This window comes from Streptomyces sp. NBC_01235, assembly GCF_035989285.1.
GTDB lineage: Bacteria > Actinomycetota > Actinomycetes > Streptomycetales > Streptomycetaceae > Streptomyces.
Genome location: NZ_CP108513.1, coordinates 8,018,296 through 8,041,131 on the forward strand (window position 1 = coordinate 8,018,296; position 22,836 = coordinate 8,041,131).

The window sequence follows — 22,836 nt, forward strand, 5'->3', positions numbered from 1 at the left end:
TCCCCTTGCGAGGCCCCCGAAGTACCGTCCGCCACCCCGTGTAAGGCGGACGCAGGCCGCCGCGTGATCCTACTGACTGCCTGGGTGACCAGAGGGCGGTAGGGTGCCGGATGTTCGCGTGAGCACACCCGCGGCCCGCCCGGCGCACGCACCGGCGCGGGACTCCACACCGCACCTTCACACCGCCGACGCGCAACCATCACTGAGGGGGAGCAGCAGGTGAGTACCACGGCCTCCGCGGCAGCCACCGGAGAAGGACGCGGCGCCGGAGCCGCTCCCGTGGCGGGCACGGGGCTCGGCTTCTGCCGGGTCACCATCGTCGCCCCCGACAGCCGGATCGACGTGGCGCTGCCCGACGACATCCCCGTCGCCGACATCTACCCGGAGATCCTCAGGCTCTCCCGGCAGAGGCCCGCCGAGGGCGCCCCGGTGGGCTACCACCTCGTCCGCCGGGACGGCACCGTCCTCGACAGTTCCCGTTCGTTCGCCGCCCAGCACATCCTCGACGGCGAACTCCTCACGCTGCGCCCCTTCTCCGAGTCGCTGCCGCCCGCCGTCTTCGACGACGTGTCCGAGGCGGTCGCCTCCGCCGTGACGCGCGAACACACCCTGTGGAGCGGCGACCTGACCCGCGCCGCGGGCCTCGTCGGCGGAGGCGTCCTGCCGGCCCTGCTCGCCTTCGTGGCCTGGACCGGCGACCCGCGCCACGACATGTACGGCCTGCCCGGCGTCCTCGCCGCGGTCGTCGGCGTCCTGCTGGTCGCCCTCGCCTGTGTCCGGGCCCGCGTCTACGACGACCGCGGCTCCGCCGTCGCCCTGGGGCTCGGCGCACTGCCCAACGTGGCGGTGGCGGGCTCCGGGCTCCTCCCGCTCGCCGACGGCCAGGGCATCGGCAAGCTGCAGTTCCTGCTGGCCTGCGCCGCGGTCCTGCTGGCTTCGGTGCTGCTCACCCTGTGCTCCCCACGCGGAGACGGCCCGTTCGTCGCCTTCGTGGTCGCCTCCGGCGCGGGCCTGGCGGCGGTGTTCGCGGCGACCCTCGCGCACTGGACCCCGGCCGAGACCGCCGCCCTGTGCGCCCCCGTCGGCGTGGGCGCCCTGGCCTTCCTGCCCGGCCTGTCCATGCGCTTCGCCCGTCTGCCGATCGGCTTCGACGCCCCGGACTCCGCGGCGCGCAGCGCGTACGGCACCGATCCCACCCCCCGGGAGCCGGTCGACGCCGAGCGGATCGCCGCCCAGGCCCGCCGCGGCCACGAGCTGCTGGTGGGCCTGGTCGGCGGCTGCGCGGCGATCACGGTCGGCGCCTGCGCGGTCCTCGGGTTCTCCGACGACGTCTGGGCACAGCTCCTCGCGCTGGCCACGGGCATCGCGCTGCTGATGCGGGCCCACCTCTTCCGCTACACCGCCCAGGTCGCCCCCGTGCTGGCGGCGGGCCTCGGTTCCCTCGTCCTGCTCGGACTCGGCCTGGCGCTCAACCCGCCCCACTCGGTGGTCCGCGCCGCCCTGACGGGCGACCGCACCGACCTGGACATCCGCACGGTCTGGCTCGTCGCCGCGATCGCGGCGGCCTCCGCGATCGTCACCGCGATCGGCCTGATCACCTCGCGGGGCGGTCTCACGCCGTTCTGGGGCCGGTTCACGGAGATCGCCGAGGGTTTCGTCCTGCTGACGCTGGTGCCGTTGGCACTGGCCGTCTTCGATGTGTACGCGACCGCCCGGTCGATGACCGGGTGACCCGCGGGCAGCCGCGAACCGCGCAAGAACGTCGGGCGTGAGCGTCGGCCCACGCCCGTCCGTCCACACCCCGGTCCGCCGTCACCGCCCAGGCGGTCAGGACAGCCGTGACGGCGGCCGGCGCGTACCGGCCGCCGTCACGACTGCTCCGCCGATCCGCGAATCCGCGAATCCGCGAATCCAGTGCTTCGCGAATCCGGTACCGCCGCTACTCCGCCGCCAGGCCCCCGTTGTGCGGCGCCGGCTCCAGATCGAACTCGCCGTCACGCGCGCCCAGCACGAAGGCCCGCCACTCCGCCTCGGTGTAGCGCAGCACCGTCTCCGGGTCGAGCGACGACCGCATCGCCACGGCCCCCTCGGGCAGGTAGGCGATCTCGACGCGCTCCTCGTGCTTCTCCGTGCCCGGCGCGCACTGCCACTCGACGCCGGAGATGTCGAGCGCGTACAGCTCGTCCCGCTCCCGCTCCTTGCGCGCTTTGAGTTCCTTGTCCTCGGCATCGGCCATGTCGGCTCCGACCCTTCCCTCTGTCTGTTCCCTCTGTGCCAACGAGCTGTAGCGACACCCTACTTGTCGTAGTTCCCCCAGGTCAGAGGTTCGCCATTTGCGTTCGGGCCCGGCACCGCCGCCGTACACTGCCCCCGTTCACCGCCTCCGCCACCCCCTCCGCCGCAGGGAACGTCCGGGTCGGCCCGAGTCCGCCCGAGTCCGCCCGGGCCCGGACAAGCCCGGCGCGGCGGCCTGCTACGCTGGCTCTCGGCCGTTTGTGTACGCACCCCCGGAGGAACCCTCAGGCACCCCCTGAAGGCTCTGGAGGTCGCGCCCAGCGGATCCCCGCCTCCCGAGTAACGGAAGCTCCCCCGAGACACAGACCGGGGGCACTCGGTGGCCACTGAAAAGACTACGAGGAGTACGCGTGCCGCTCGACGCCGCTACGAAGAAGCAGATCATCACCGAGTTCGGCCAGAAGGAGGGCGACACCGGCTCCCCCGAGGTCCAGGTCGCCATGCTGTCGCGCCGGATCTCGGACCTGACCGAGCACCTCAAGACCCACAAGCACGACCACCACTCCCGTCGTGGTCTGCTGATCCTGGTCGGTCAGCGTCGCCGCCTGCTGCAGTACCTCGCCAAGAAGGACATCCAGCGCTTCCGTGCGCTGGTCGACCGCCTCGGCATCCGCCGCGGTGCGGCGGGCGCCAAGTAGGACGCCGTGAGGGGAGCGGTTCCCGTGATCATCGGGACCGCTCCCTTTTGCTGTATGCATGCTCCGCGCATGCGGTACACACCGCTGAACACCGCATGGCAGGTCCCGTCGTACGCCCTGCCCTCGTGCGGAAACGTGCGGAGTGTCACCAACGCTTTGTAGTGTGGTAGCACGACGCAACGCAATACGTACGACACAGCGTGATGACGTGTACTCGCTGCGGGTAAACGTCACCACGCACACCGAACGAGGAGAAGCGCACCTCACCGCCGCCGGTCCTCGGTAGTGGCCCCCGGGAAAGAGATCCCCGGGTGCTTCGATCGAAGACCGGCCCGCACCGCACGGAGCGCTTCTTCGCAACCGTCCCCCTGCCACACGGGCAGCGAGGGACGAAGACGAGGAGAAAACGCTAGTGGAGAACGAGACCCACTACGCCGAGGCCGTCATCGACAACGGTTCCTTCGGCACCCGCACCATCCGCTTCGAGACGGGCCGCCTGGCCAAGCAGGCCGCCGGCTCCGCCGTGGCGTACCTGGACGACGACACCATGGTGCTGTCGGCCACCACCGCTTCCAAGAACCCCAAGGACCAGCTCGACTTCTTCCCCCTCACGGTGGACGTCGAGGAGCGGATGTACGCCGCCGGCAAGATCCCCGGCAGCTTCTTCCGCCGTGAGGGCCGTCCCTCCGAGGACGCCATCCTCACCTGTCGCCTGATCGACCGCCCGCTGCGCCCGTCCTTCAAGAAGGGCCTGCGCAACGAGATCCAGGTCGTCGCGACGATCATGGCCCTCAACCCCGACCACCTGTACGACGTCGTGGCGATCAACGCCGCGTCCGCGTCCACGCAGCTGGCCGGTCTGCCCTTCTCCGGTCCGATCGGCGGCGTCCGCGTCGCGCTGATCAACGGCCAGTGGGTCGCGTTCCCGACGCACACCGAGCTCGAGGACGCCGTCTTCGACATGGTCGTCGCCGGCCGTGTCCTGGAGGACGGCGACGTCGCGATCATGATGGTCGAGGCCGAGGCCACCGAGAAGACCATCCAGCTGGTCCAGGGCGGCGCCGAGGCGCCGACCGAGGAGGTCGTCGCCTCCGGTCTGGACGCCGCGAAGCCCTTCATCAAGGTGCTCTGCAAGGCCCAGGCCGACCTCGCCGCGAAGGCCGCCAAGCCGACCGGCGAGTTCCCGGTCTTCCTCGACTACCAGGACGACGTCCTGGAGGCGCTGTCCGCCGCCGTCCGCCCGGAGCTCGCCTCCGCGCTGACCATCGCGGGCAAGCAGGACCGCGAGGCCGAGCTGGACCGCGTCAAGGTGCTCGCCGCCGAGAAGCTCCTGCCGGAGTTCGAGGGCCGCGAGAAGGAGATCTCCGCCGCGTACCGCTCGCTGACCAAGTCCCTGGTCCGTGAGCGCGTCATCAAGGAGAAGAAGCGCATCGACGGCCGTGGGCTGACGGACATCCGTACGCTCGCCGCCGAGGTCGAGGCCATCCCGCGCGTGCACGGCTCGGCGCTGTTCGAGCGTGGCGAGACGCAGATCCTGGGCGTCACCACCCTCAACATGCTCCGCATGGAGCAGCAGCTGGACACCCTCTCCCCGGTGACCCGCAAGCGCTACATGCACAACTACAACTTCCCGCCGTACTCCGTCGGCGAGACCGGCCGCGTCGGCTCCCCGAAGCGCCGCGAGATCGGCCACGGCGCCCTCGCCGAGCGCGCCATCGTGCCGGTCCTGCCGACGCGCGAGGAGTTCCCCTACGCGATCCGTCAGGTGTCCGAGGCCCTCGGTTCCAACGGCTCGACGTCCATGGGCTCGGTCTGCGCCTCCACCATGTCGCTGCTGAACGCCGGTGTGCCCCTGAAGGCCCCCGTCGCCGGTATCGCCATGGGCCTGATCTCCCAGGAGATCAACGGCGAGACGCACTACGTCGCCCTCACCGACATCCTCGGTGCGGAGGACGCCTTCGGCGACATGGACTTCAAGGTCGCCGGCACCAAGGAGTTCGTGACCGCCCTCCAGCTCGACACCAAGCTGGACGGCATCCCGGCCTCCGTCCTGGCCGCGGCCCTCAAGCAGGCCCGCGACGCCCGCCTCCACATCCTCGACGTGATGATGGAAGCGATCGACACGCCGGACGAGATGTCCCCGAACGCCCCGCGGATCATCACCGTCAAGATCCCCGTGGACAAGATCGGTGAGGTCATCGGCCCCAAGGGCAAGATGATCAACCAGATCCAGGAGGACACCGGCGCCGAGATCACGATCGAGGACGACGGCACCATCTACATCGGTGCCCAGGTCGGCTCGCAGGCCGAGGCCGCCCGCGCCACGATCAACGCGATCGCCAACCCGACCATGCCGGAGGTCGGCGAGCGCTACCTGGGCACCGTCGTGAAGACGACGACCTTCGGTGCGTTCGTGTCGCTGCTCCCGGGCAAGGACGGTCTGCTGCACATCTCGCAGATCCGTAAGCTCGCCGGCGGCAAGCGCGTGGAGAACGTCGAGGACGTTCTCGGTGTGGGCGCCAAGGTCCAGGTCGAGATCGCCGAGATCGACTCCCGCGGCAAGCTCTCCCTGATCCCCGTGGTCGAGGGCGAAGAAGCCGACGACGACAAGAAGGACGACACCGACAAGTGACGTCTCGTAGCTCCACGGCGACGGCCCGCACCTCTTCGGAGGCGCGGGCCGTCGCCCGTACCCAAACCCTGATCAAGGGCACGGCCGGCATCGGTGTCGTCCGCAAGACCACCCTCCCGGGCGGTCTGCGGATCGTCACCGAGACCCTCCCGTCGGTCCGCTCGGCCACCTTCGGCATCTGGGCGCACGTCGGCTCCCGCGACGAGACGCCGTCCCTGAACGGCGCCACGCACTACCTGGAGCACCTCCTCTTCAAGGGGACGACCCGCAGGTCCGCGCTGGACATCTCCTCCGCGCTCGACGCGGTCGGCGGCGAGATGAACGCGTTCACGGCGAAGGAGTACACGTGCTACTACGCGCGCGTGCTCGACACCGACCTGCCGCTCGCCATCGACGTCGTCTGCGACATGCTGACCGGCTCCCTGATCCTCGAAGAGGACGTCAACGTCGAACGCGGCGCGATCCTCGAAGAGATCGCGATGACCGAGGACGACCCCGGCGACTGCGTGCACGACCTGTTCGCGCACACGATGTTCGGCGACAACGCCCTCGGCCGCCCGGTCCTCGGCACGGTCGACACGGTCAACGCCCTCACCGCCGACCGCATCCGCCGCTTCTACAAGAAGCACTACGACCCCACCCACCTCGTGGTCGCCGCCGCCGGCAACATCGACCACAACAAGGTCGTACGCCAGGTCCGCGCGGCCTTCGAGAAGGCGGGCGCCTTCAAGAACGCCGACGCCGCACCCATCGCCCCGCGCGACGGACGGCGTGCGATCCGCACCGCCGGCCGCGTCGAGCTCATCGGCCGCAAGACGGAGCAGGCGCACGTCGTCCTCGGCATGCCCGGCCTGGCCCGCACGGACGACCGCCGCTGGGCCCTCGGCGTGCTCAACACGGCCCTCGGCGGGGGCATGTCGTCCCGCCTGTTCCAGGAGGTCCGCGAGAAGCGCGGCCTGGCCTACAGCGTGTACTCGTACACCTCCGGCTTCGCCGACTGCGGCCTCTTCGGCGTGTACGCGGGCTGCCGTCCGTCGCAGGTGCACGACGTGCTGAAGATCTGCCGGGACGAACTCGACCAGGTCGCCGAGCAGGGCCTGTCCGACGACGAGATCGGCCGCGCCATCGGCCAGCTGAGGGGCTCCACGGTCCTCGGCCTGGAGGACACCGGCGCGCTCATGAACCGCATCGGCAAGAGCGAGCTGTGCTGGGGCGAGCAGATGTCGGTCGACGACATGCTGACCCGGATAGCGGCCGTGACCCCGGACGAGGTCCGTGCCGTGGCCCGCGACATCCTGGGACAGCGCCCGTCGCTGTCGGTCATCGGCCCGCTCAAGGACAAGCAGGCCTCCCGGCTGCACGACGCGGTCGCCTGACCCCCTCAGGTCTTCGGAAAGCATCTTCGGTAAGGAAGCACAAGACATGAGCAAGCTGCGCGTGGCGGTCCTCGGCGCCAACGGCCGGATCGGCTCCGAGGCGGTACGGGCGGTCGAGGCCGCCGAGGACATGGAGCTGGTGGCCGCCCTCGGCCGGGGCGACAAGCTGGACACGCTGACCGAGGCCGGCGCCCAGGTCGCGGTCGAACTGACCACGCCCGCTTCGGTCATGGACAACCTCGACTACTGCGTACGGCACGGCATCCACGCCGTGGTCGGCACGACCGGCTGGACCGACGAGCGTCTCGCACAGCTGAAGGGCTGGCTGGCCGAGTCCCCGGAGACAGGCGTGCTCATCGCGCCCAACTTCTCCATCGGGGCCGTCCTGACCATGAAGTTCGCGCAGATCGCCGCGCCGTACTTCGAGTCCGTCGAGGTCGTCGAACTCCACCACCCGAACAAGGTGGACGCCCCGTCCGGCACCGCCACGCGCACCGCCCAGCTCATCGCCGAGGCCCGTCGCCAGGCGGGCACGGCCCCGGCGCCGGACGCCACGACGACGGCCCTGGACGGCGCGCGGGGAGCCAGCGTCGACGGCATCCCCGTCCACGCCGTCCGCCTGCGCGGCCTGCTCGCCCACCAGGAGGTCCTGCTGGGCGGCGAGGGCGAGACCCTCACGGTCCGCCACGACTCGCTCCACCACAGCAGCTTCATGCCGGGCATCCTGCTGGGCGCCCGCCGGGTCGTGACGACGCCGGGCCTCACCTTCGGCCTGGAAAACTTCCTGGACCTCGGCTGAGACTGAGGCTGACATGCGAGCCAAGCTCTCCTACGCCATCACGGCCGCCGTCCTGGTCTTCTACTTCGTCCTGGTCGGCAGCCGCGGCGTCATGCTCATACAGGCCGGCACGCTCCTGACCGTCACCTTCGGCGTGGCGGTGCTGATCCTGCCGGTCATCGGCCTCTGGTTCCTGTGGAAGAACACGCAGTTCGTCCGCCGGGCCAACGCCCTCGCCGCCGAACTCGACGCCGAGGGCGGCCTGCCCGTCGACGAGCTGAAGCGCACCCCGGGCGGCCGCGTCGACCGCGACTCGGCCGACGAGGTCTTCGAGCGGCGCAAGGCCGAGACCGAGGCGGCCCCCGACGACTGGCGCACCTGGTTCCGCCTGGCAGTCGCCTACCACGACGCCCGCGACACCCCGCGCGCCCGCAAGGCGATGCAACGGGCGATCAGCCTGCACGACGGCAAGCGGATGGAGACGGCCTGAGCCGTACGACCACCGCGCGGCCGCACGACCGCCGTACACCGAAGGGGCCGGCCCGCACCTGTGGCGGACCGGCCCCTTCGGTGTAAGCGGGATCAGCCGTGCCGGTTCTCCGCGGCCCACGCCTCGACCGCGTCCGCCGCCCGGTCGAACGCCTCGGACCGCGCCAGGAAGTCCGCCCCGTGCGTGGTCAGCAGCGGCTCGGCCTCCTCGGCGGACCGACCTTGCCGTACGACGGTCAGGGCCTGCCCCTGGACGGTCCGTGGCAGCCCCAGCCAGCGCACCGGCTGCTGCACGGTCCGCACGGCCACCACCCGCTCCCACGGCAGCGTGCGCGTGAAGAGGAAGCTCACGTGCCGCAGCCCGCGGTCGCTCACCCACACCCCCACGCGCAGCATCCGCAGGGCGCAGGCGATCACCAGCAGAGAGCAGCCGAAGACCGCACCGGCCTCCGACACCGACCCGGTCAACGCGATGATGACGGCCGCGAACAGCACGTACGAGGCGAGCAGCAGCGCCAACGCGGCCACCCCGACCCGCCAGGGCCCGGGCCGGTAGGGGCGCCGCCAGCGCTCACGGTCGTCGAAGGGCAACGCGACGTCGTCCGCCGCCTCGAATGCGCGGTCGGCCGTCAGGAAGGGCAGGGGCACGGCTGGTCCTCACTCAATCCATGCTGGGGCTGTGCCCGGTGAGGCTATCCGCCTGTGTGCCCGCTCACCACCATCGGGGGGCCGTGGGGGTACTTCCCACGCCATTTGGGCGGTGGGGGGAGGAGTCAGCGCCCTTGCGACGCCTGTGACTGCTGTGTCCCGGCGGAGTGATCGAGGCTCAGCGCCGGCATCCCGATGACCAGGGAGCCGACGAGCGCGGCCACGATGGCGAGTCCCAGCAGCCATCGCCCGGCTATCTGACTCACGGAGGACCGTTCGGGGGGTGGGGGAGTGACATTGCTACGGAACCTGTCGGCCTCGGCGAGGAAGGCGAAGGGTACGGGCTCGCGCCGACGGAACATGGTGGGTACTTCCTCCTGGGGGATTTCGAGTGGACGCTGTCACTGATACAGACGAGCGAGTGCCCGAAAACGTGCCTCATATCAGCAGACGTCCCGCACGAATCTCGCGGCATGCCCCTGACCGTCCGGCGCAAGGGCCCCCGTAGAGTTGGCGCCGCTCCGAAGACGCGATGGAAGGACCCCCGCACCGTGACCGACAGTCCCGCCGACGACCTCAAGCCCGCCTTCCGCAGCGACGTCACCGTCGAGCTGGTCAAGCACACCGCATCCGACGCCGACGTGCTCTTCGCCGCCCGCGTCTCGACCCTCGGCGAGCAGTCCCTGGACGAGCTGGGCAAGGACCCCGAGCGCTCCAAGGGCCTGATCAACTACCTGATGCGGGACCGTCACGGCAGCCCGTTCGAGCACAACTCGATGACCTTCTTCATCAGCGCCCCGATCTTCGTCTTCCGCGAGTTCATGCGGCACCGCGTGGGCTGGTCGTACAACGAGGAATCGGGCCGGTACCGGGAGCTCGAGCCCGTCTTCTACATCCCCGGCGAGGCCCGCAAGCTGGTCCAGGAGGGCCGCCCCGGCAAGTACGTCTTCGTCGAGGGCACCCAGGCCCAGCAGGAGCTGGTCGGCCGCACCATGGAGGACTCCTACCGCCAGGCCTACGAGGCCTACCAGGAGATGCTCGCCGCCGGCGTCGCCCGCGAGGTCGCCCGCGCGGTCCTCCCGGTCGGCCTGTTCTCCTCGATGTACGCCACCTGCAACGCCCGCTCGCTGATGCACTTCCTCGGTTTGCGCACCCAGCACGAGCTGGCGAAGGTCCCGTCCTTCCCGCAGCGGGAGATCGAGATGGTGGGCGAGAAGATGGAGGCGGAGTGGGCCAGGCTCATGCCCCTCACGTACGCCGCCTTCAACGCCAACGGCCGCGTCGCGCCGTAACGGACACAACGAAGACGAGCGACAGAGACGTATGTACGGATCATCCGAGCGAAGTGTCCGTATTGCGGCATTTGGAGAAGTTCATCTAGCCTGATCAAACGGACCCGGCACTGCTTGAACCCCCGAGCAGGCAGTGCCGGGCTCCTTCTTTGTCATGACTTTTCCACACCCCCCGAGGGCAGACCCCACGGTGAGCAACGAGTAGCGTGTTACCCATGGCTCCGACCTCCACTCCGCAGACCCCCTTCGGGCGGGTCCTCACCGCCATGGTCACGCCCTTCACGGCGGACGGCGCACTCGACCTCGACGGCGCACAGCGGCTCGCCACCCACCTGGTGGACGCAGGCAACGACGGCCTGATCGTCAACGGCACCACCGGCGAGTCCCCCACCACCAGCGACGCGGAGAAATCGGACCTGGTACGAGCCGTCCTGGAGGCCGTCGGAGACCGCGCCCACGTGGTCGCCGGCGTCGGTACCAACGACACCCACCACAGCATCGAGCTGGCCAAGGCCGCCGAGAAGACGGGCGCGCACGGCCTCCTGGTCGTCACCCCGTACTACAACAAGCCCCCGCAGGAAGGCCTGTACCGGCACTTCACGGCCGTCGCCGACGCCGCCGAGCTGCCGGTCATGCTCTACGACATCCCCGGCCGCAGCGGCGTCCCGATCAGTACCGAGACGCTGGTCCGCCTCGCGGAGCACCCGCGGATCGTTGCCAACAAGGACGCCAAGGGCGACCTCGGCCGCGCGAGCTGGGCCATCGCGCGCTCGAGCCTTGCCTGGTACTCCGGCGACGACATGCTGAACCTGCCGCTGCTCTCCGTGGGCGCGGTCGGCTTCGTCTCGGTGGTCGGCCACGTGGTCACGCCGGACCTGCGCGCCCTCGTCGAGGCGTTCACCGCAGGTGACGTACACAAGGCCACCGAGATCCACCAGAAGCTGCTGCCGGTCTACACGGGCATGTTCCGCACCCAGGGCGTCATGACGACGAAGGCGGCGCTCACCCTGCAGGGCCTGCCCGCCGGTCCGCTGCGCTCGCCCATGGTCGAGTGCTCACCCGAAGAGATCGAACAGCTCAAGATCGATCTTGCCGCGGGCGGGGTACAGCTCTGACAACAGACTTCACAACTGAATAGGCAGGCCACCGGTGCCTGCAATCCACAACGACAACTGCTTCTGCACGAACGTCATGCGCGCCACGTGCCCACCGGTACGTGGCGTGCGTGTTTGAGGAGAGTCTTTTGAGTCATCCGCATCCCGAACTCGCCCCGCCCCAGCCGCTCCCCGCGGGAGGCCTCCGGGTCACCCCACTCGGCGGCCTCGGCGAAATCGGCCGGAACATGACGGTCTTCGAGTACGGCGGCCGTCTGCTGATCGTCGACTGCGGAGTGCTCTTCCCCGAGGAGGAGCAACCCGGAATCGACCTGATCCTGCCGGACTTCTCGTCCATCAGGGACCGCCTCGACGCCGTCGAGGGCATCGTCCTCACCCATGGTCACGAGGACCACATCGGCGCCGTCCCCTACCTCCTCCGGGAGAAGCCGGACATCCCGCTGATCGGCTCCAAGCTGACCCTCGCGCTCATCGAGGCCAAGCTCCAGGAGCACCGGATCCGCCCCTACACCCTCGAGGTGGCGGAAGGACACCGCGAGCGCATCGGCCCGTTCGACTGCGAGTTCATCGCCGTCAACCACTCGATTCCGGACGCCCTCGCGGTCGCCATCCGCACGCCCGCCGGCATGGTGGTGCACACGGGCGACTTCAAGATGGACCAGCTCCCGCTGGACGGCCGCCTCACGGATCTGCACGCGTTCGCACGTCTGAGCGAGGAGGGCATCGACCTCCTCCTCTCCGACTCGACGAACGCCGAGGTCCCCGGTTTCGTGCCGCCCGAGCGGGACATCTCGGGCGTCCTGCGCACGGTCTTCGCCAACGCCCGCAAGCGGATCATCGTGGCCAGCTTCGCCAGCCACGTCCACCGCATCCAGCAGATCCTGGACACGGCGCACGAGTACGGCCGCCGGGTCGCCTTCGTGGGCCGATCGATGGTCCGCAACATGGGCATCGCCCGTGACCTGGGCTATCTCAAGGTTCCGCCGGGCCTGGTCGTGGACGTCAAGACCCTCGACGACCTCCCGGACCACGAGGTGGTCCTGGTCTGCACGGGCTCCCAGGGCGAACCCATGGCGGCCCTGTCCCGCATGGCCAACCGAGACCACCAGATCCGCATCGTCCCCGGCGACACGGTGATCCTGGCCTCGTCGCTCATCCCCGGCAACGAGAACGCGGTCTACCGCGTGATCAACGGCCTGACCCGCTGGGGCGCGCACGTCGTCCACAAGGGCAACGCCAAGGTGCACGTCTCGGGCCACGCGTCCGCGGGCGAGCTCCTGTACTTCTACAACATCTGCCGCCCGAGGAACCTGATGCCGGTCCACGGCGAATGGCGCCACCTACGCGCCAACGCCGAGCTGGGCGCCATGACCGGCGTCCCGCACGACCGCATCGTCATCGCCGAGGACGGCGTGGTCGTCGACCTCGTCGAGGGCAAGGCGAAGATCTCCGGCAAGGTCCAGGCGGGTTACGTCTACGTCGACGGCCTCTCGGTCGGTGACGTCGGCGAGCCGGCCCTGAAGGACCGGAAGATCCTGGGCGACGAGGGCATCATCTCGGTCTTCGTCGTCGTGGACTCCTCCACCGGCAAGATCACCGGCGGCCCGCACATCCAGGCCCGCGGCTCCGGCATCGAGGACTCGGCCTTCTCGGCCGTCACTCCGAAGATCGCCGAGGTCCTGGAGCGCTCGGCCCAGGACGGCGTGGTCGAGCCCCACCAGATGCAGCAACTCATCCGCCGCACCCTGGGCAAGTGGGTCTCCGACACCTATCGCCGCAGGCCGATGATCCTGCCGGTCGTGGTGGAGGTCTGAGCGACGTACGACCCCTCGTACGCGTGAACCTGGAGCGGGGCTCCTCGATTTGCATCGAGGAGCCCCGCTCCAGTACGTTTACGTCTCCGCCCGAACGGGAACCCGGCAGCTTCGTGCTCCGGAACCAGTCCCCGGGAGGGGTCGGGAAAACCGACTCAGAACTTCTGATAAAGTCGGAACCGCCGGAAAGGAAACCGCGAAACAAAAGCGGGAACCTGGAAAGCACCGAGGAAATCGGATCGAGAAAAGATCTGATAGAGTCGGAAACGCAAGACCGAAGGGAAGCGCCCGGAGGAAAGCCTGAGAGAGTCTCTCGGGTGAGTACAAAGGAAGCGTCCGTTCCTTGAGAACTCAACAGCGTGCCAAAAATCAACGCCAGATATGTTGATACCCCGTCCCCGGCAGTGATAGCCGAGGATGAGGTTCCTTTGAAAAAACACAGCGAGGACGCTGTGAACGGCCGGGCTTATTCCGCCTGGCTGTTCCGCTCTCGTGTGTGCGATCCCGATTACGGGAAAACATTCACGGAGAGTTTGATCCTGGCTCAGGACGAACGCTGGCGGCGTGCTTAACACATGCAAGTCGAACGATGAACCACTTCGGTGGGGATTAGTGGCGAACGGGTGAGTAACACGTGGGCAATCTGCCCTTCACTCTGGGACAAGCCCTGGAAACGGGGTCTAATACCGGATATCACTTCCACTCGCATGGGTGGGGGTTGAAAGCTCCGGCGGTGAAGGATGAGCCCGCGGCCTATCAGCTTGTTGGTGAGGTAATGGCTCACCAAGGCGACGACGGGTAGCCGGCCTGAGAGGGCGACCGGCCACACTGGGACTGAGACACGGCCCAGACTCCTACGGGAGGCAGCAGTGGGGAATATTGCACAATGGGCGAAAGCCTGATGCAGCGACGCCGCGTGAGGGATGACGGCCTTCGGGTTGTAAACCTCTTTCAGCAGGGAAGAAGCGAAAGTGACGGTACCTGCAGAAGAAGCGCCGGCTAACTACGTGCCAGCAGCCGCGGTAATACGTAGGGCGCAAGCGTTGTCCGGAATTATTGGGCGTAAAGAGCTCGTAGGCGGTCTGTCACGTCGGATGTGAAAGCCCGGGGCTTAACCCCGGGTCTGCATTCGATACGGGCAGACTAGAGTGTGGTAGGGGAGATCGGAATTCCTGGTGTAGCGGTGAAATGCGCAGATATCAGGAGGAACACCGGTGGCGAAGGCGGATCTCTGGGCCATTACTGACGCTGAGGAGCGAAAGCGTGGGGAGCGAACAGGATTAGATACCCTGGTAGTCCACGCCGTAAACGGTGGGAACTAGGTGTTGGCGACATTCCACGTCGTCGGTGCCGCAGCTAACGCATTAAGTTCCCCGCCTGGGGAGTACGGCCGCAAGGCTAAAACTCAAAGGAATTGACGGGGGCCCGCACAAGCAGCGGAGCATGTGGCTTAATTCGACGCAACGCGAAGAACCTTACCAAGGCTTGACATACACCGGAAACGGCCAGAGATGGTCGCCCCCTTGTGGTCGGTGTACAGGTGGTGCATGGCTGTCGTCAGCTCGTGTCGTGAGATGTTGGGTTAAGTCCCGCAACGAGCGCAACCCTTGTTCTGTGTTGCCAGCGTGCCCTTCGGGGTGATGGGGACTCACAGGAGACTGCCGGGGTCAACTCGGAGGAAGGTGGGGACGACGTCAAGTCATCATGCCCCTTATGTCTTGGGCTGCACACGTGCTACAATGGCCGGTACAAAGAGCTGCGAAACCGTGAGGTGGAGCGAATCTCAAAAAGCCGGTCTCAGTTCGGATTGGGGTCTGCAACTCGACCCCATGAAGTCGGAGTTGCTAGTAATCGCAGATCAGCATTGCTGCGGTGAATACGTTCCCGGGCCTTGTACACACCGCCCGTCACGTCACGAAAGTCGGTAACACCCGAAGCCGGTGGCCCAACCCCTTGTGGGAGGGAGCTGTCGAAGGTGGGACTGGCGATTGGGACGAAGTCGTAACAAGGTAGCCGTACCGGAAGGTGCGGCTGGATCACCTCCTTTCTAAGGAGCACTTCTAAGCCGGTCCTTCGGGGCTGGTTCAGAGGCCAGTACATCGGCGTACGTCCGATGCTGGTTGCTCATGGGTGGAACGTTGATTATTCGGCACTCTTGATCGTCTTCTCCTTCCAGTACTGCTCTTCGGGGCGTGGAACGAATGAGGGAAGCGGCGAGGGTGCCGGGCACGCTGTTGGGTGTCTGAGGGTATGGCCGTATGGCTGCCTTCAGTGCCGGCCCCAGTGAACTCCGGGTGTGACTCGGGGGTGATGGGTGGCTGGTCGTTGTTTGAGAACTGCACAGTGGACGCGAGCATCTGTGGCCAAGTTTTTAAGGGCGCACGGTGGATGCCTTGGCACCAGGAACCGATGAAGGACGTGGGAGGCCACGATAGTCCCCGGGGAGTCGTCAACCAGGCTTTGATCCGGGGGTTTCCGAATGGGGAAACCCGGCAGTCGTCATGGGCTGTCACCCATACCTGAACACATAGGGTATGTGGAGGGAACGCGGGGAAGTGAAACATCTCAGTACCCGCAGGAAGAGAAAACAACCGTGATTCCGGGAGTAGTGGCGAGCGAAACCGGATGAGGCCAAACCGTATACGTGTGAGACCCGGCAGGGGTTGCGTGTACGGGGTTGTGGGATCTCTCTTTTACGGTCTGCCGGCCGTGAGACGAGTCAGAAACCGTTGATGTAGGCGAAGGACATGCGAAAGGTCCGGCGTAGAGGGTAAGACCCCCGTAGTCGAAACATCAGCGGCTCGTTTGAGAGACACCCAAGTAGCACGGGGCCCGAGAAATCCCGTGTGAATCTGGCGGGACCACCCGCTAAGCCTAAATATTCCCTGGTGACCGATAGCGGATAGTACCGTGAGGGAATGGTGAAAAGTACCGCGGGAGCGGAGTGAAATAGTACCTGAAACCGTGTGCCTACAAGCCGTGGGAGCGTCGGACATCAAGCTTGCTTGGTGTCTCGTGACTGCGTGCCTTTTGAAGAATGAGCCTGCGAGTTTGCGGTGTGTTGCGAGGTTAACCCGGGTGGGGTAGCCGTAGCGAAAGCGAGTCCGAACAGGGCGTTTCAGTAGCACGCTCAAGACCCGAAGCGGAGTGATCTAGCCATGGGCAGGTTGAAGCGGAGGTAAGACTTCGTGGAGGACCGAACCCACCAGGGTTGAAAACCTGGGGGATGACCTGTGGTTAGGGGTGAAAGGCCAATCAAACTCCGTGATAGCTGGTTCTCCCCGAAATGCATTTAGGTGCAGCGTCGTGTGTTTCTTGCCGGAGGTAGAGCACTGGATAGGCGATGGGCCCTACCGGGTTACTGACCTTAGCCAAACTCCGAATGCCGGTAAGTGAGAGCGCGGCAGTGAGACTGTGGGGGATAAGCTCCATGGTCGAGAGGGAAACAGCCCAGAGCATCGACTAAGGCCCCTAAGCGTACGCTAAGTGGGAAAGGATGTGGAGTCGCACAGACAACCAGGAGGTTGGCTTAGAAGCAGCCACCCTTGAAAGAGTGCGTAATAGCTCACTGGTCTAGTGATTCCGCGCCGACAATGTAGCGGGGCTCAAGCGTACCGCCGAAGTCGTGTCATTGCGATATATACCCCCAACGGGGATCGTGATGGGTAGGGGAGCGTCGTGTGCCGGGTGAAGCAGCCGCGTAAGCGAGTTGTGGACGGTTCACGAGTGAGAATGCAGGCATGAGTAGCGATTCACACGTGAGAAACGTGTGCGCCGATTGACTAAGGGTTCCTGGGTCAAGCTGATCTGCCCAGGGTAAGTCGGGACCTAAGGCGAGGCCGACAGGCGTAGTCGATGGATAACCGGTTGATATTCCGGTACCCGCTGTGAAGCGTCAAACATTGAATCAGGCGATGCTAAGTCCGTGAAGCCGTTCCGGACCCTTCGGGGAATGGAAAGTGGTGGAGCCGACGGACCAGACTTGTAGTAGGTGAGTGATGGGGTGACGCAGGAAGGTAGTCCATCCCGGGCGGTGGTTGTCCCGGGGTAAGGGTGTAGGCCGTGCGATAGGCAAATCCGTCGCACATGGGGCTGAGACCTGATGCCGAGCCGATTGTGGCGAAGTGGATGATCCTATGCTGTCGAGAAAAGCCTCTAGCGAGTTTCATGGCGGCCCGTACCCTAAACCGACTCAGGTGGTCAGGTAGAGAATACCGAGGCGTTCGGGTGAACTATGGTTAAGGAACTCGGCAAAATGCCCCCGTAACTTCGGGAGAAGGGGGGCCATCACTGGTGAGAGGACTTGCTCCTCGAGCTGGGGGTGGCCGCAGAGACCAGCGAGAAGCGACTGTTTACTAAAAACACAGGTCCGTGCGAAGCCGTAAGGCGATGTATACGGACTGACGCCTGCCCGGTGCTGGAACGTTAAGGGGACCGGTTAGTCACTCTTCGGGGTGGCGAAGCTGAGAACTTAAGCGCCAGTAAACGGCGGTGGTAACTATAACCATCCTAAGGTAGCGAAATTCCTTGTCGGGTAAGTTCCGACCTGCACGAATGGCGTAACGACTTCTCGACTGTCTCAACCATAGGCCCGGTGAAATTGCACTACGAGTAAAGATGCTCGTTTCGCGCAGCAGGACGGAAAGACCCCGGGACCTTTACTACAGTTTGATATTGGTGTTCGGTTCGGCTTGTGTAGGATAGGTGGGAGACTGTGAAGCTTGGACGCCAGTTCAGGTGGAGTCGTCGTTGAAATACCACTCTGGTCGTGCTGGATGTCTAACCTGGGTCCGTGATCCGGATCAGGGACAGTGTCTGATGGGTAGTTTAACTGGGGCGGTTGCCTCCTAAAGAGTAACGGAGGCGCCCAAAGGTTCCCTCAGCCTGGTTGGCAATCAGGTGTTGAGTGTAAGTGCACAAGGGAGCTTGACTGTGAGACCGACGGGTCGAGCAGGGACGAAAGTCGGGACTAGTGATCCGGCGGTGGCTTGTGGAAGCGCCGTCGCTCAACGGATAAAAGGTACCCCGGGGATAACAGGCTGATCTTCCCCAAGAGTCCATATCGACGGGATGGTTTGGCACCTCGATGTCGGCTCGTCGCATCCTGGGGCTGGAGTCGGTCCCAAGGGTTGGGCTGTTCGCCCATTAAAGCGGTACGCGAGCTGGGTTTAGAACGTCGTGAGACAGTTCGGTCCCTATCCGCTGCGCGCGCAGGAATATTGAGAAGGGCTGTCCCTAGTACGAGAGGACCGGGACGGACGAACCTCTGGTGTGCCAGTTGTTCTGCCAAGGGCATGGCTGGTTGGCTACGTTCGGGAGGGATAACCGCTGAAAGCATCTAAGCGGGAAGCCTGCTTCGAGATGAGTATTCCCACCCACTTGATGGGGTAAGGCTCCCAGTAGACGACTGGGTTGATAGGCCGGATGTGGAAGCCCAGTAATGGGTGAAGCTGACTGGTACTAATAGGCCGAGGGCTTGTCCTCAGTTGCTCGCGTCCACTGTGTTGGTTCTGAAACCACGAACGGCCCCATGCCCATGGTCACGGGTGTGGTGCGGCTGAAACAGTTTCATAGTGTTTCGGTGGTCATAGCGTGAGGGAAACGCCCGGTTACATTCCGAACCCGGAAGCTAAGCCTTACAGCGCCGATGGTACTGCAGGGGGGACCCTGTGGGAGAGTAGGACACCGCCGAACAATCATTCAAAGGGTTGGGCTCTGAACTTCGGTTCGGAGCCCAACCCTTTTTTGTTTTTGGTCACTTGAAGTTCATGTTGCGCCCCCAGCATCCACGGCATGGGTACTGCTGCAATGCTCAGGGCTGCAGGCGTCGGAATCGGTGACGAGGTCATCGTGCCGGCCTTCGGGAATGTGGAAATCGCCGGAGCGGTAACCCTGGCGGGTGCGCTGCCGGTGTTCGCCGACGTCGATCCGGTGACCTACTGCCTCGACCCGGTTGCCGTCGAAGCGGTCATAACTCAGCGGACCGCGGCCGTCGTTGTCGTACACCGCTTCGGTCGGCCGGCAGAGGTCGGGCGGTTGCATGCCGTTGGGCGGCGGCATGGGCTGTTGGTGTTGGAGCAGGGGGAGTCCGAGGCGCCGTACGACGAGATCGCGCAGCGTCGGGAGCGGGCCGCTTATCTGGACGGGCGGTTGCGTGGGGTGCGGATGCCCGACGGTGGGGATGGGCACACCTATCAGCAGTACGTCGTGCGGGTGCCGGGGAACGGGCGGCCCGACCGGGATGCGTTCGCACGCGCCTTGCGGGGCAGGGGAGTCGAGTGCCGGGTGCCGGTGAAGACTCCGTTGCACCGGTTGCCCGAGTTCAGGCGGTGTGTGTCGCTGCCGGAGACCGAGCTGGCAGCGGACGAGACCCTCGCGTTGCCGGTGGATGCGTCGTTGACGAAGCGGGACATGCAGCGGATCGTTTCGGCCTGCAACGCGCTGGGTGGACTGCTTCAGCCCGCCTTCTGAACGGGTTTGGGAACACCGGCCTGTTCGGGGTATGATCTATTCCGTTGCAGCGAGGGAAACCTCAAAAGGCGACAGGCCCCCTTAGCTCAGTCGGCAGAGCGTCTCCATGGTAAGGAGAAGGTCAACGGTTCGATTCCGTTAGGGGGCTCCACAAAGAAAGCCTCCGCCCGTTCGGGCGGGGGCTTTTCTCATGTCCCCCTTCCTTCACGCCATCCGCATCGCCAGGATGGCCATGTCGTCGGAGGGGGCGTCCGACGCGAAGCGTTCGACCGCGCGCATGATGCGGGCCGCGACAGCGCCCGCTGTGAGGCCGGTGCAGGTGGAGAGGACGTCGGCGAGACCGTCGTCGCCCAGCATGCGGGTGCCCTCGCGGCGCTCGGTGACGCCGTCCGTGACACAGAGCAGGACGTCGCCCGGGTCGAGGGTGACCGTCTGCTCGTAGAGCTCCAGGTCCTCCATGACGCCCAGGAGCGGCTGGGGTTCGGCTGCCGCCTCGACCGTGCCGTTCTGTCGCAGGCGGAGGGGGAGCGGGTGGCCGGCGCAGACCACCTTCAACTCCGCGCTGCCGTCCTCCTGGGGGCGCATCTCGCCGTAGAGGAGGGTCAGGAAGCGGCTGCGGGCGCCCTCGTCGAGGATCGCCGAGTTCAGGCGTTCCAGGACGGCAGGGCCGCTGAGGCCCTCCCGGGCCAGCAGCCTCAGTGCGTGGCGGGCGAGGCCCGTCACCGCAGCCGCGTTCGGGCCCGTGCCGCAGACGTCGCCGATGGCGAAGCCGTACGCGCCGTCGCTGATGGGGAAGACGTCGTAGAAGTCGCCGCCGACCTCGTTGCCCTCGCCGGCCGCGCGGTAGATGACCTCGACCTCGACGCCGTCGATCTCGGGGAGTTCCGGGGGCAGGAGGCTGCGCTGGAGGGACTGGCTGATGGCCGTGCGCTCGGAGTAGAGGCGGGCGTTGTCGAGGGCGAGGGCGGCACGCCGGGACAAGTCCTCGGCCAGTTCCAGGATTTCCTGGCGGAAGTGTTCGTCGGTGGGCTTGCCGAGGGTCAGCATGCCGATGACGCGGTTACGGGCGACCAGGGGGAGGACGACCGTCTCGCCGCCCACCGCCGAGGCCGTCGCCAGGGTGGGGCCGATGCCCGAGGAGACCTGGTGGGTCGGGCCGCCGGTCAGGCCCAGGCTGCGCATGGAGCTGCGCAGGGCCGCGTCGTGCGCGGCCTCGGAGGGGGCAGCCCAGACCCGGGCGCCGGGGGTGGGGACCGGATCCGGCGGCGCGATCTTCGAGAGCAACGACTTGATGCCGTCGATGAGTTCCTCGTCCTCGTGCAGGACGTACGACAGGTAGGGGTCGGAGGCCTGGTCGGCGATCGTGTAGACCGCGCACCAGGTGGCAAGGGTCGGGACCGTCATCTGGGCCATCAGGGCCAGGGTCTGGTCGCGGTCCAGTGTGCCCGCGAGGAGGTCGGAGGCCTCGACGAGGAAGCTGAGGGAGCCTCGGCGCAGGCGCTCCAGCTCGCCCAGGCGGGCCGACTCCACGGCCAGTGCGATGCGGTCGGCCGCGAACTGCAGGCGCAGGGCCTCCTCGTTGGAGTAGCGGCCGGGGGATTCGGCCGCCACGCCGAGGGAGCCCGTCAGGCGGCCCTCGACCTTCAGCGGGACCGTGACGACCGAGCGCATGCCCGTGCCGTTCAGCAGGGGGACGGCGCCGGGGACGGCGAGGAGGTCCTCGTGGACGGCCGGCATGCGGGCCGAGCCGTAGCGGCCGGGGCCCGCCTCGACGGGCACACGCGCGAAGCGCTGGCGGGCGGAGGGCAGGCCGGTGGAGGCGCGGACCTCCAGCTCCGTCTCGTCGTCGGTCGCCAGGAGGAGGAAGGCGGAGTCGGCGTCGAGCATGTCGCGGGCGCGTTCCACCGTGCGCTGGAGGAGGCCGTCGAGGTCGTCCGGGGCCGGGGAGCCGATGAACACCTCGAAGGGGTCGGTGCTCTGGCCGTCGGAGCCGGTGGTCGCGTCGGAGGCCGGGACGCGCAACGGGGTCTGCAGGACCGCGCGTTCGTGGTCGCGGACGAGGAGACAGACCGTGGAGGGCTCGCCGTCGGTGTCGCGGACGCGGAGGTGGGAGGCGTACACGGGCGTGACGCGGCCGTTGGCGCCGCGGATGCCGTAGCTGCCCTCCCAGCGCGAGAGTTGGAGGGCTTCCACGATGCCGGTGCTGGTGCCGGGGGTGTGCGGCCAGGCGGCGAGGTCGGTGAGGGGCTTGCCGATGACCTGGTCGGCCGGGTAGCCGAAGAGTTCCTCGGCGTCCTCGTTCCAGGCGGAGATGGCGCCCGCACGGTCGATCTGGACGACCGCCACGCGCACCCGGCTGTCGGCGAGCGGGAGGAGATCGGCCGGGAGGGACGGGCCGGCCGTGCGGGTGCCCACCGGGCGGTCGGGGAGGTCGAGTTGGAACCAGACCTGCTTGTGGGTCGGGGTGTAGTCGACGCCCCAGCGGCCGGCGATGGCCGCGCAGAGTTGGAGGCCGCGGCCGCCTTCGCGGTCGGGGCTGCCCATGGTGGCGGGCGAGCCCTGGAGGGGGATCTCACGTTCGGGATACCGGTCGGCCACCTCGATGCGTACTCCGTCGTCGCTGCGCAGGCACAGGACCTCGGCGTGGGTGCCCGCGTGGACGACGGCGTTCGTCACCAGTTCACTGGTGAGGACCACGGCGTCGTCGACGATGTCGGCGAAGCCCCAGCCCTGGAGGGTGTCGCGGACGAAGGCGCGGGCGGTCGCTACCGATCGCCCGACGGGCTCGAAGCTGGCAGCCGCGCGCGCGGTGATCACAGAACTCCTCGGCCGGTCGTCGACGTGCAGGGCTCCCTCGCCGGCCAGGTCGCGCCGCTGGTGGGGCGGGCGCGTGCCTGAAGGCCGGGGGTCCGGGGTCTGTCCCCCCGGGATCAGTCCGGTGGTCATGTGTGCGGCCGCCCTCCGATGCCCGCTCGTGCTCGTGCCACCGCCCAGGCCGGACGGACCGGCGCGGCTGGACAGCCGCATGCAAGGTTACTTACCTTCCCGGTCCCTGCGGATGCCGGTCACCAGTGTTTTCGCCCGAGCGTGTGCGGACGATGTGCGAAGCTGCCGAACTGTTATGGCCTGGTTCGGCAAGGGTGAAACACTGGGCAAGCTTCTTGTGAAGGTCCGGGCAGACTGGGTGTCTTCTGCGCACAGGGGGCAGCAGCCCACCGGGTCCGCCTGGTTTCATCAGGCGGAAAACCTGGCGGCAACAGGCATGGCGAGCAGTAGTACCCAGGCACA

Annotated in this window: 14 protein-coding genes, 1 tRNA gene and 3 rRNA genes; 14 read left to right on the forward strand and 4 right to left on the reverse strand. The window is 66.9% G+C overall.

What is annotated here, in order from left to right:
* Window positions 1–219: 219 nt before the first annotated feature.
* Complete coding sequence (gene eccD / locus OG289_RS36205; RefSeq protein ID WP_327318245.1) at window positions 220–1,731, forward strand: type VII secretion integral membrane protein EccD; 1,512 nt, start codon at window positions 220–222, stop codon at window positions 1,729–1,731.
* Window positions 1,732–1,939: 208 nt separating this feature from the next.
* On the opposite strand, the gene OG289_RS36210 is transcribed toward eccD, so the two are convergent.
* Window positions 1,940–2,236: a DUF397 domain-containing protein gene (locus tag OG289_RS36210; protein ID WP_327318246.1), complete on the reverse strand. Its 297-nt coding sequence runs from the start codon at window positions 2,234–2,236 to the stop codon at window positions 1,940–1,942.
* A 409-nt stretch (window positions 2,237–2,645) separates the two neighbouring features.
* On the opposite strand from OG289_RS36210, the gene rpsO reads away from it, so the two are divergent.
* The 5 genes from rpsO to OG289_RS36235 all read left to right on the forward strand — a co-directional run bounded on the left by rpsO (window position 2,646) and on the right by OG289_RS36235 (window position 8,209).
* On the forward strand, window positions 2,646–2,933 hold the full coding sequence (gene rpsO, locus OG289_RS36215; RefSeq protein WP_003993372.1) for a 30S ribosomal protein S15: 288 nt from the start codon (window positions 2,646–2,648) through the stop codon (window positions 2,931–2,933).
* Window positions 2,934–3,345: 412 nt separating this feature from the next.
* Window positions 3,346–5,565 (forward strand): polyribonucleotide nucleotidyltransferase, encoded by a 2,220-nt coding sequence (locus OG289_RS36220; RefSeq protein ID WP_327318247.1) that lies wholly within the window; start codon window positions 3,346–3,348, stop codon window positions 5,563–5,565.
* Window positions 5,562–6,941, forward strand: a complete 1,380-nt coding sequence (locus OG289_RS36225) for a M16 family metallopeptidase (protein ID WP_327318248.1) — start codon at window positions 5,562–5,564, stop codon at window positions 6,939–6,941. The genes OG289_RS36220 and OG289_RS36225 overlap by 4 nt, the downstream gene beginning before the upstream one ends.
* Before the next feature lie 46 nt (window positions 6,942–6,987).
* The gene (dapB, locus tag OG289_RS36230) at window positions 6,988–7,740 is read left to right on the forward strand and encodes a 4-hydroxy-tetrahydrodipicolinate reductase (protein WP_327318249.1); all 753 of its coding nucleotides are present in this window, start codon (window positions 6,988–6,990) and stop codon (window positions 7,738–7,740) included.
* Between the two features lie 13 nt (window positions 7,741–7,753).
* Window positions 7,754–8,209 (forward strand): hypothetical protein, encoded by a 456-nt coding sequence (locus tag OG289_RS36235; protein ID WP_327318250.1) that lies wholly within the window; start codon window positions 7,754–7,756, stop codon window positions 8,207–8,209.
* A gap of 92 nt (window positions 8,210–8,301) precedes the next feature.
* On the opposite strand, the gene OG289_RS36240 is transcribed toward OG289_RS36235, so the two are convergent.
* Both OG289_RS36240 and OG289_RS36245 read right to left on the reverse strand, forming a co-directional pair.
* On the reverse strand, window positions 8,302–8,856 hold the full coding sequence (locus OG289_RS36240; protein ID WP_327318251.1) for a hypothetical protein: 555 nt from the start codon (window positions 8,854–8,856) through the stop codon (window positions 8,302–8,304).
* Window positions 8,857–8,981: 125 nt separating this feature from the next.
* A complete protein-coding gene (locus OG289_RS36245) occupies window positions 8,982–9,218 on the reverse strand; it encodes a hypothetical protein (RefSeq protein ID WP_327318252.1) in 237 nt (78 codons plus the stop codon).
* Between the two features lie 189 nt (window positions 9,219–9,407).
* On the opposite strand from OG289_RS36245, the gene thyX reads away from it, so the two are divergent.
* From thyX to OG289_RS36285, 8 genes are all read left to right on the forward strand, one after another.
* Entirely contained in the window at window positions 9,408–10,148 is a 741-nt protein-coding gene (gene thyX, locus OG289_RS36250; protein WP_327318253.1) for an FAD-dependent thymidylate synthase, read from the forward strand.
* Between the two features lie 215 nt (window positions 10,149–10,363).
* Window positions 10,364–11,263, forward strand: a complete 900-nt coding sequence (dapA, locus tag OG289_RS36255; protein ID WP_327318254.1) for a 4-hydroxy-tetrahydrodipicolinate synthase — start codon at window positions 10,364–10,366, stop codon at window positions 11,261–11,263.
* Between the two features lie 128 nt (window positions 11,264–11,391).
* Window positions 11,392–13,077: a ribonuclease J gene (locus tag OG289_RS36260; protein WP_327318255.1), complete on the forward strand. Its 1,686-nt coding sequence runs from the start codon at window positions 11,392–11,394 to the stop codon at window positions 13,075–13,077.
* A gap of 521 nt (window positions 13,078–13,598) precedes the next feature.
* Window positions 13,599–15,124, forward strand: a 16S ribosomal RNA gene (locus OG289_RS36265).
* A 314-nt stretch (window positions 15,125–15,438) separates the two neighbouring features.
* Window positions 15,439–18,561: ribosomal RNA gene (locus OG289_RS36270) — 23S ribosomal RNA — on the forward strand.
* Window positions 18,562–18,654: 93 nt separating this feature from the next.
* Window positions 18,655–18,771 (forward strand): 5S ribosomal RNA (gene rrf, locus OG289_RS36275).
* Together the 16S, 23S and 5S rRNA genes form the textbook arrangement of a ribosomal RNA operon.
* 114 nt (window positions 18,772–18,885) lie before the next feature.
* Entirely contained in the window at window positions 18,886–19,548 is a 663-nt protein-coding gene (locus tag OG289_RS36280) for a DegT/DnrJ/EryC1/StrS family aminotransferase (RefSeq protein WP_327320907.1), read from the forward strand.
* Window positions 19,549–19,623: 75 nt separating this feature from the next.
* Window positions 19,624–19,699 (forward strand) — tRNA-Thr (locus tag OG289_RS36285).
* A 53-nt stretch (window positions 19,700–19,752) separates the two neighbouring features.
* Here the strand turns inward: OG289_RS36285 and OG289_RS36290 are convergent.
* Window positions 19,753–22,494 (reverse strand): SpoIIE family protein phosphatase, encoded by a 2,742-nt coding sequence (locus OG289_RS36290; protein WP_327318256.1) that lies wholly within the window; start codon window positions 22,492–22,494, stop codon window positions 19,753–19,755.
* Window positions 22,495–22,836 lie beyond the last annotated feature (342 nt).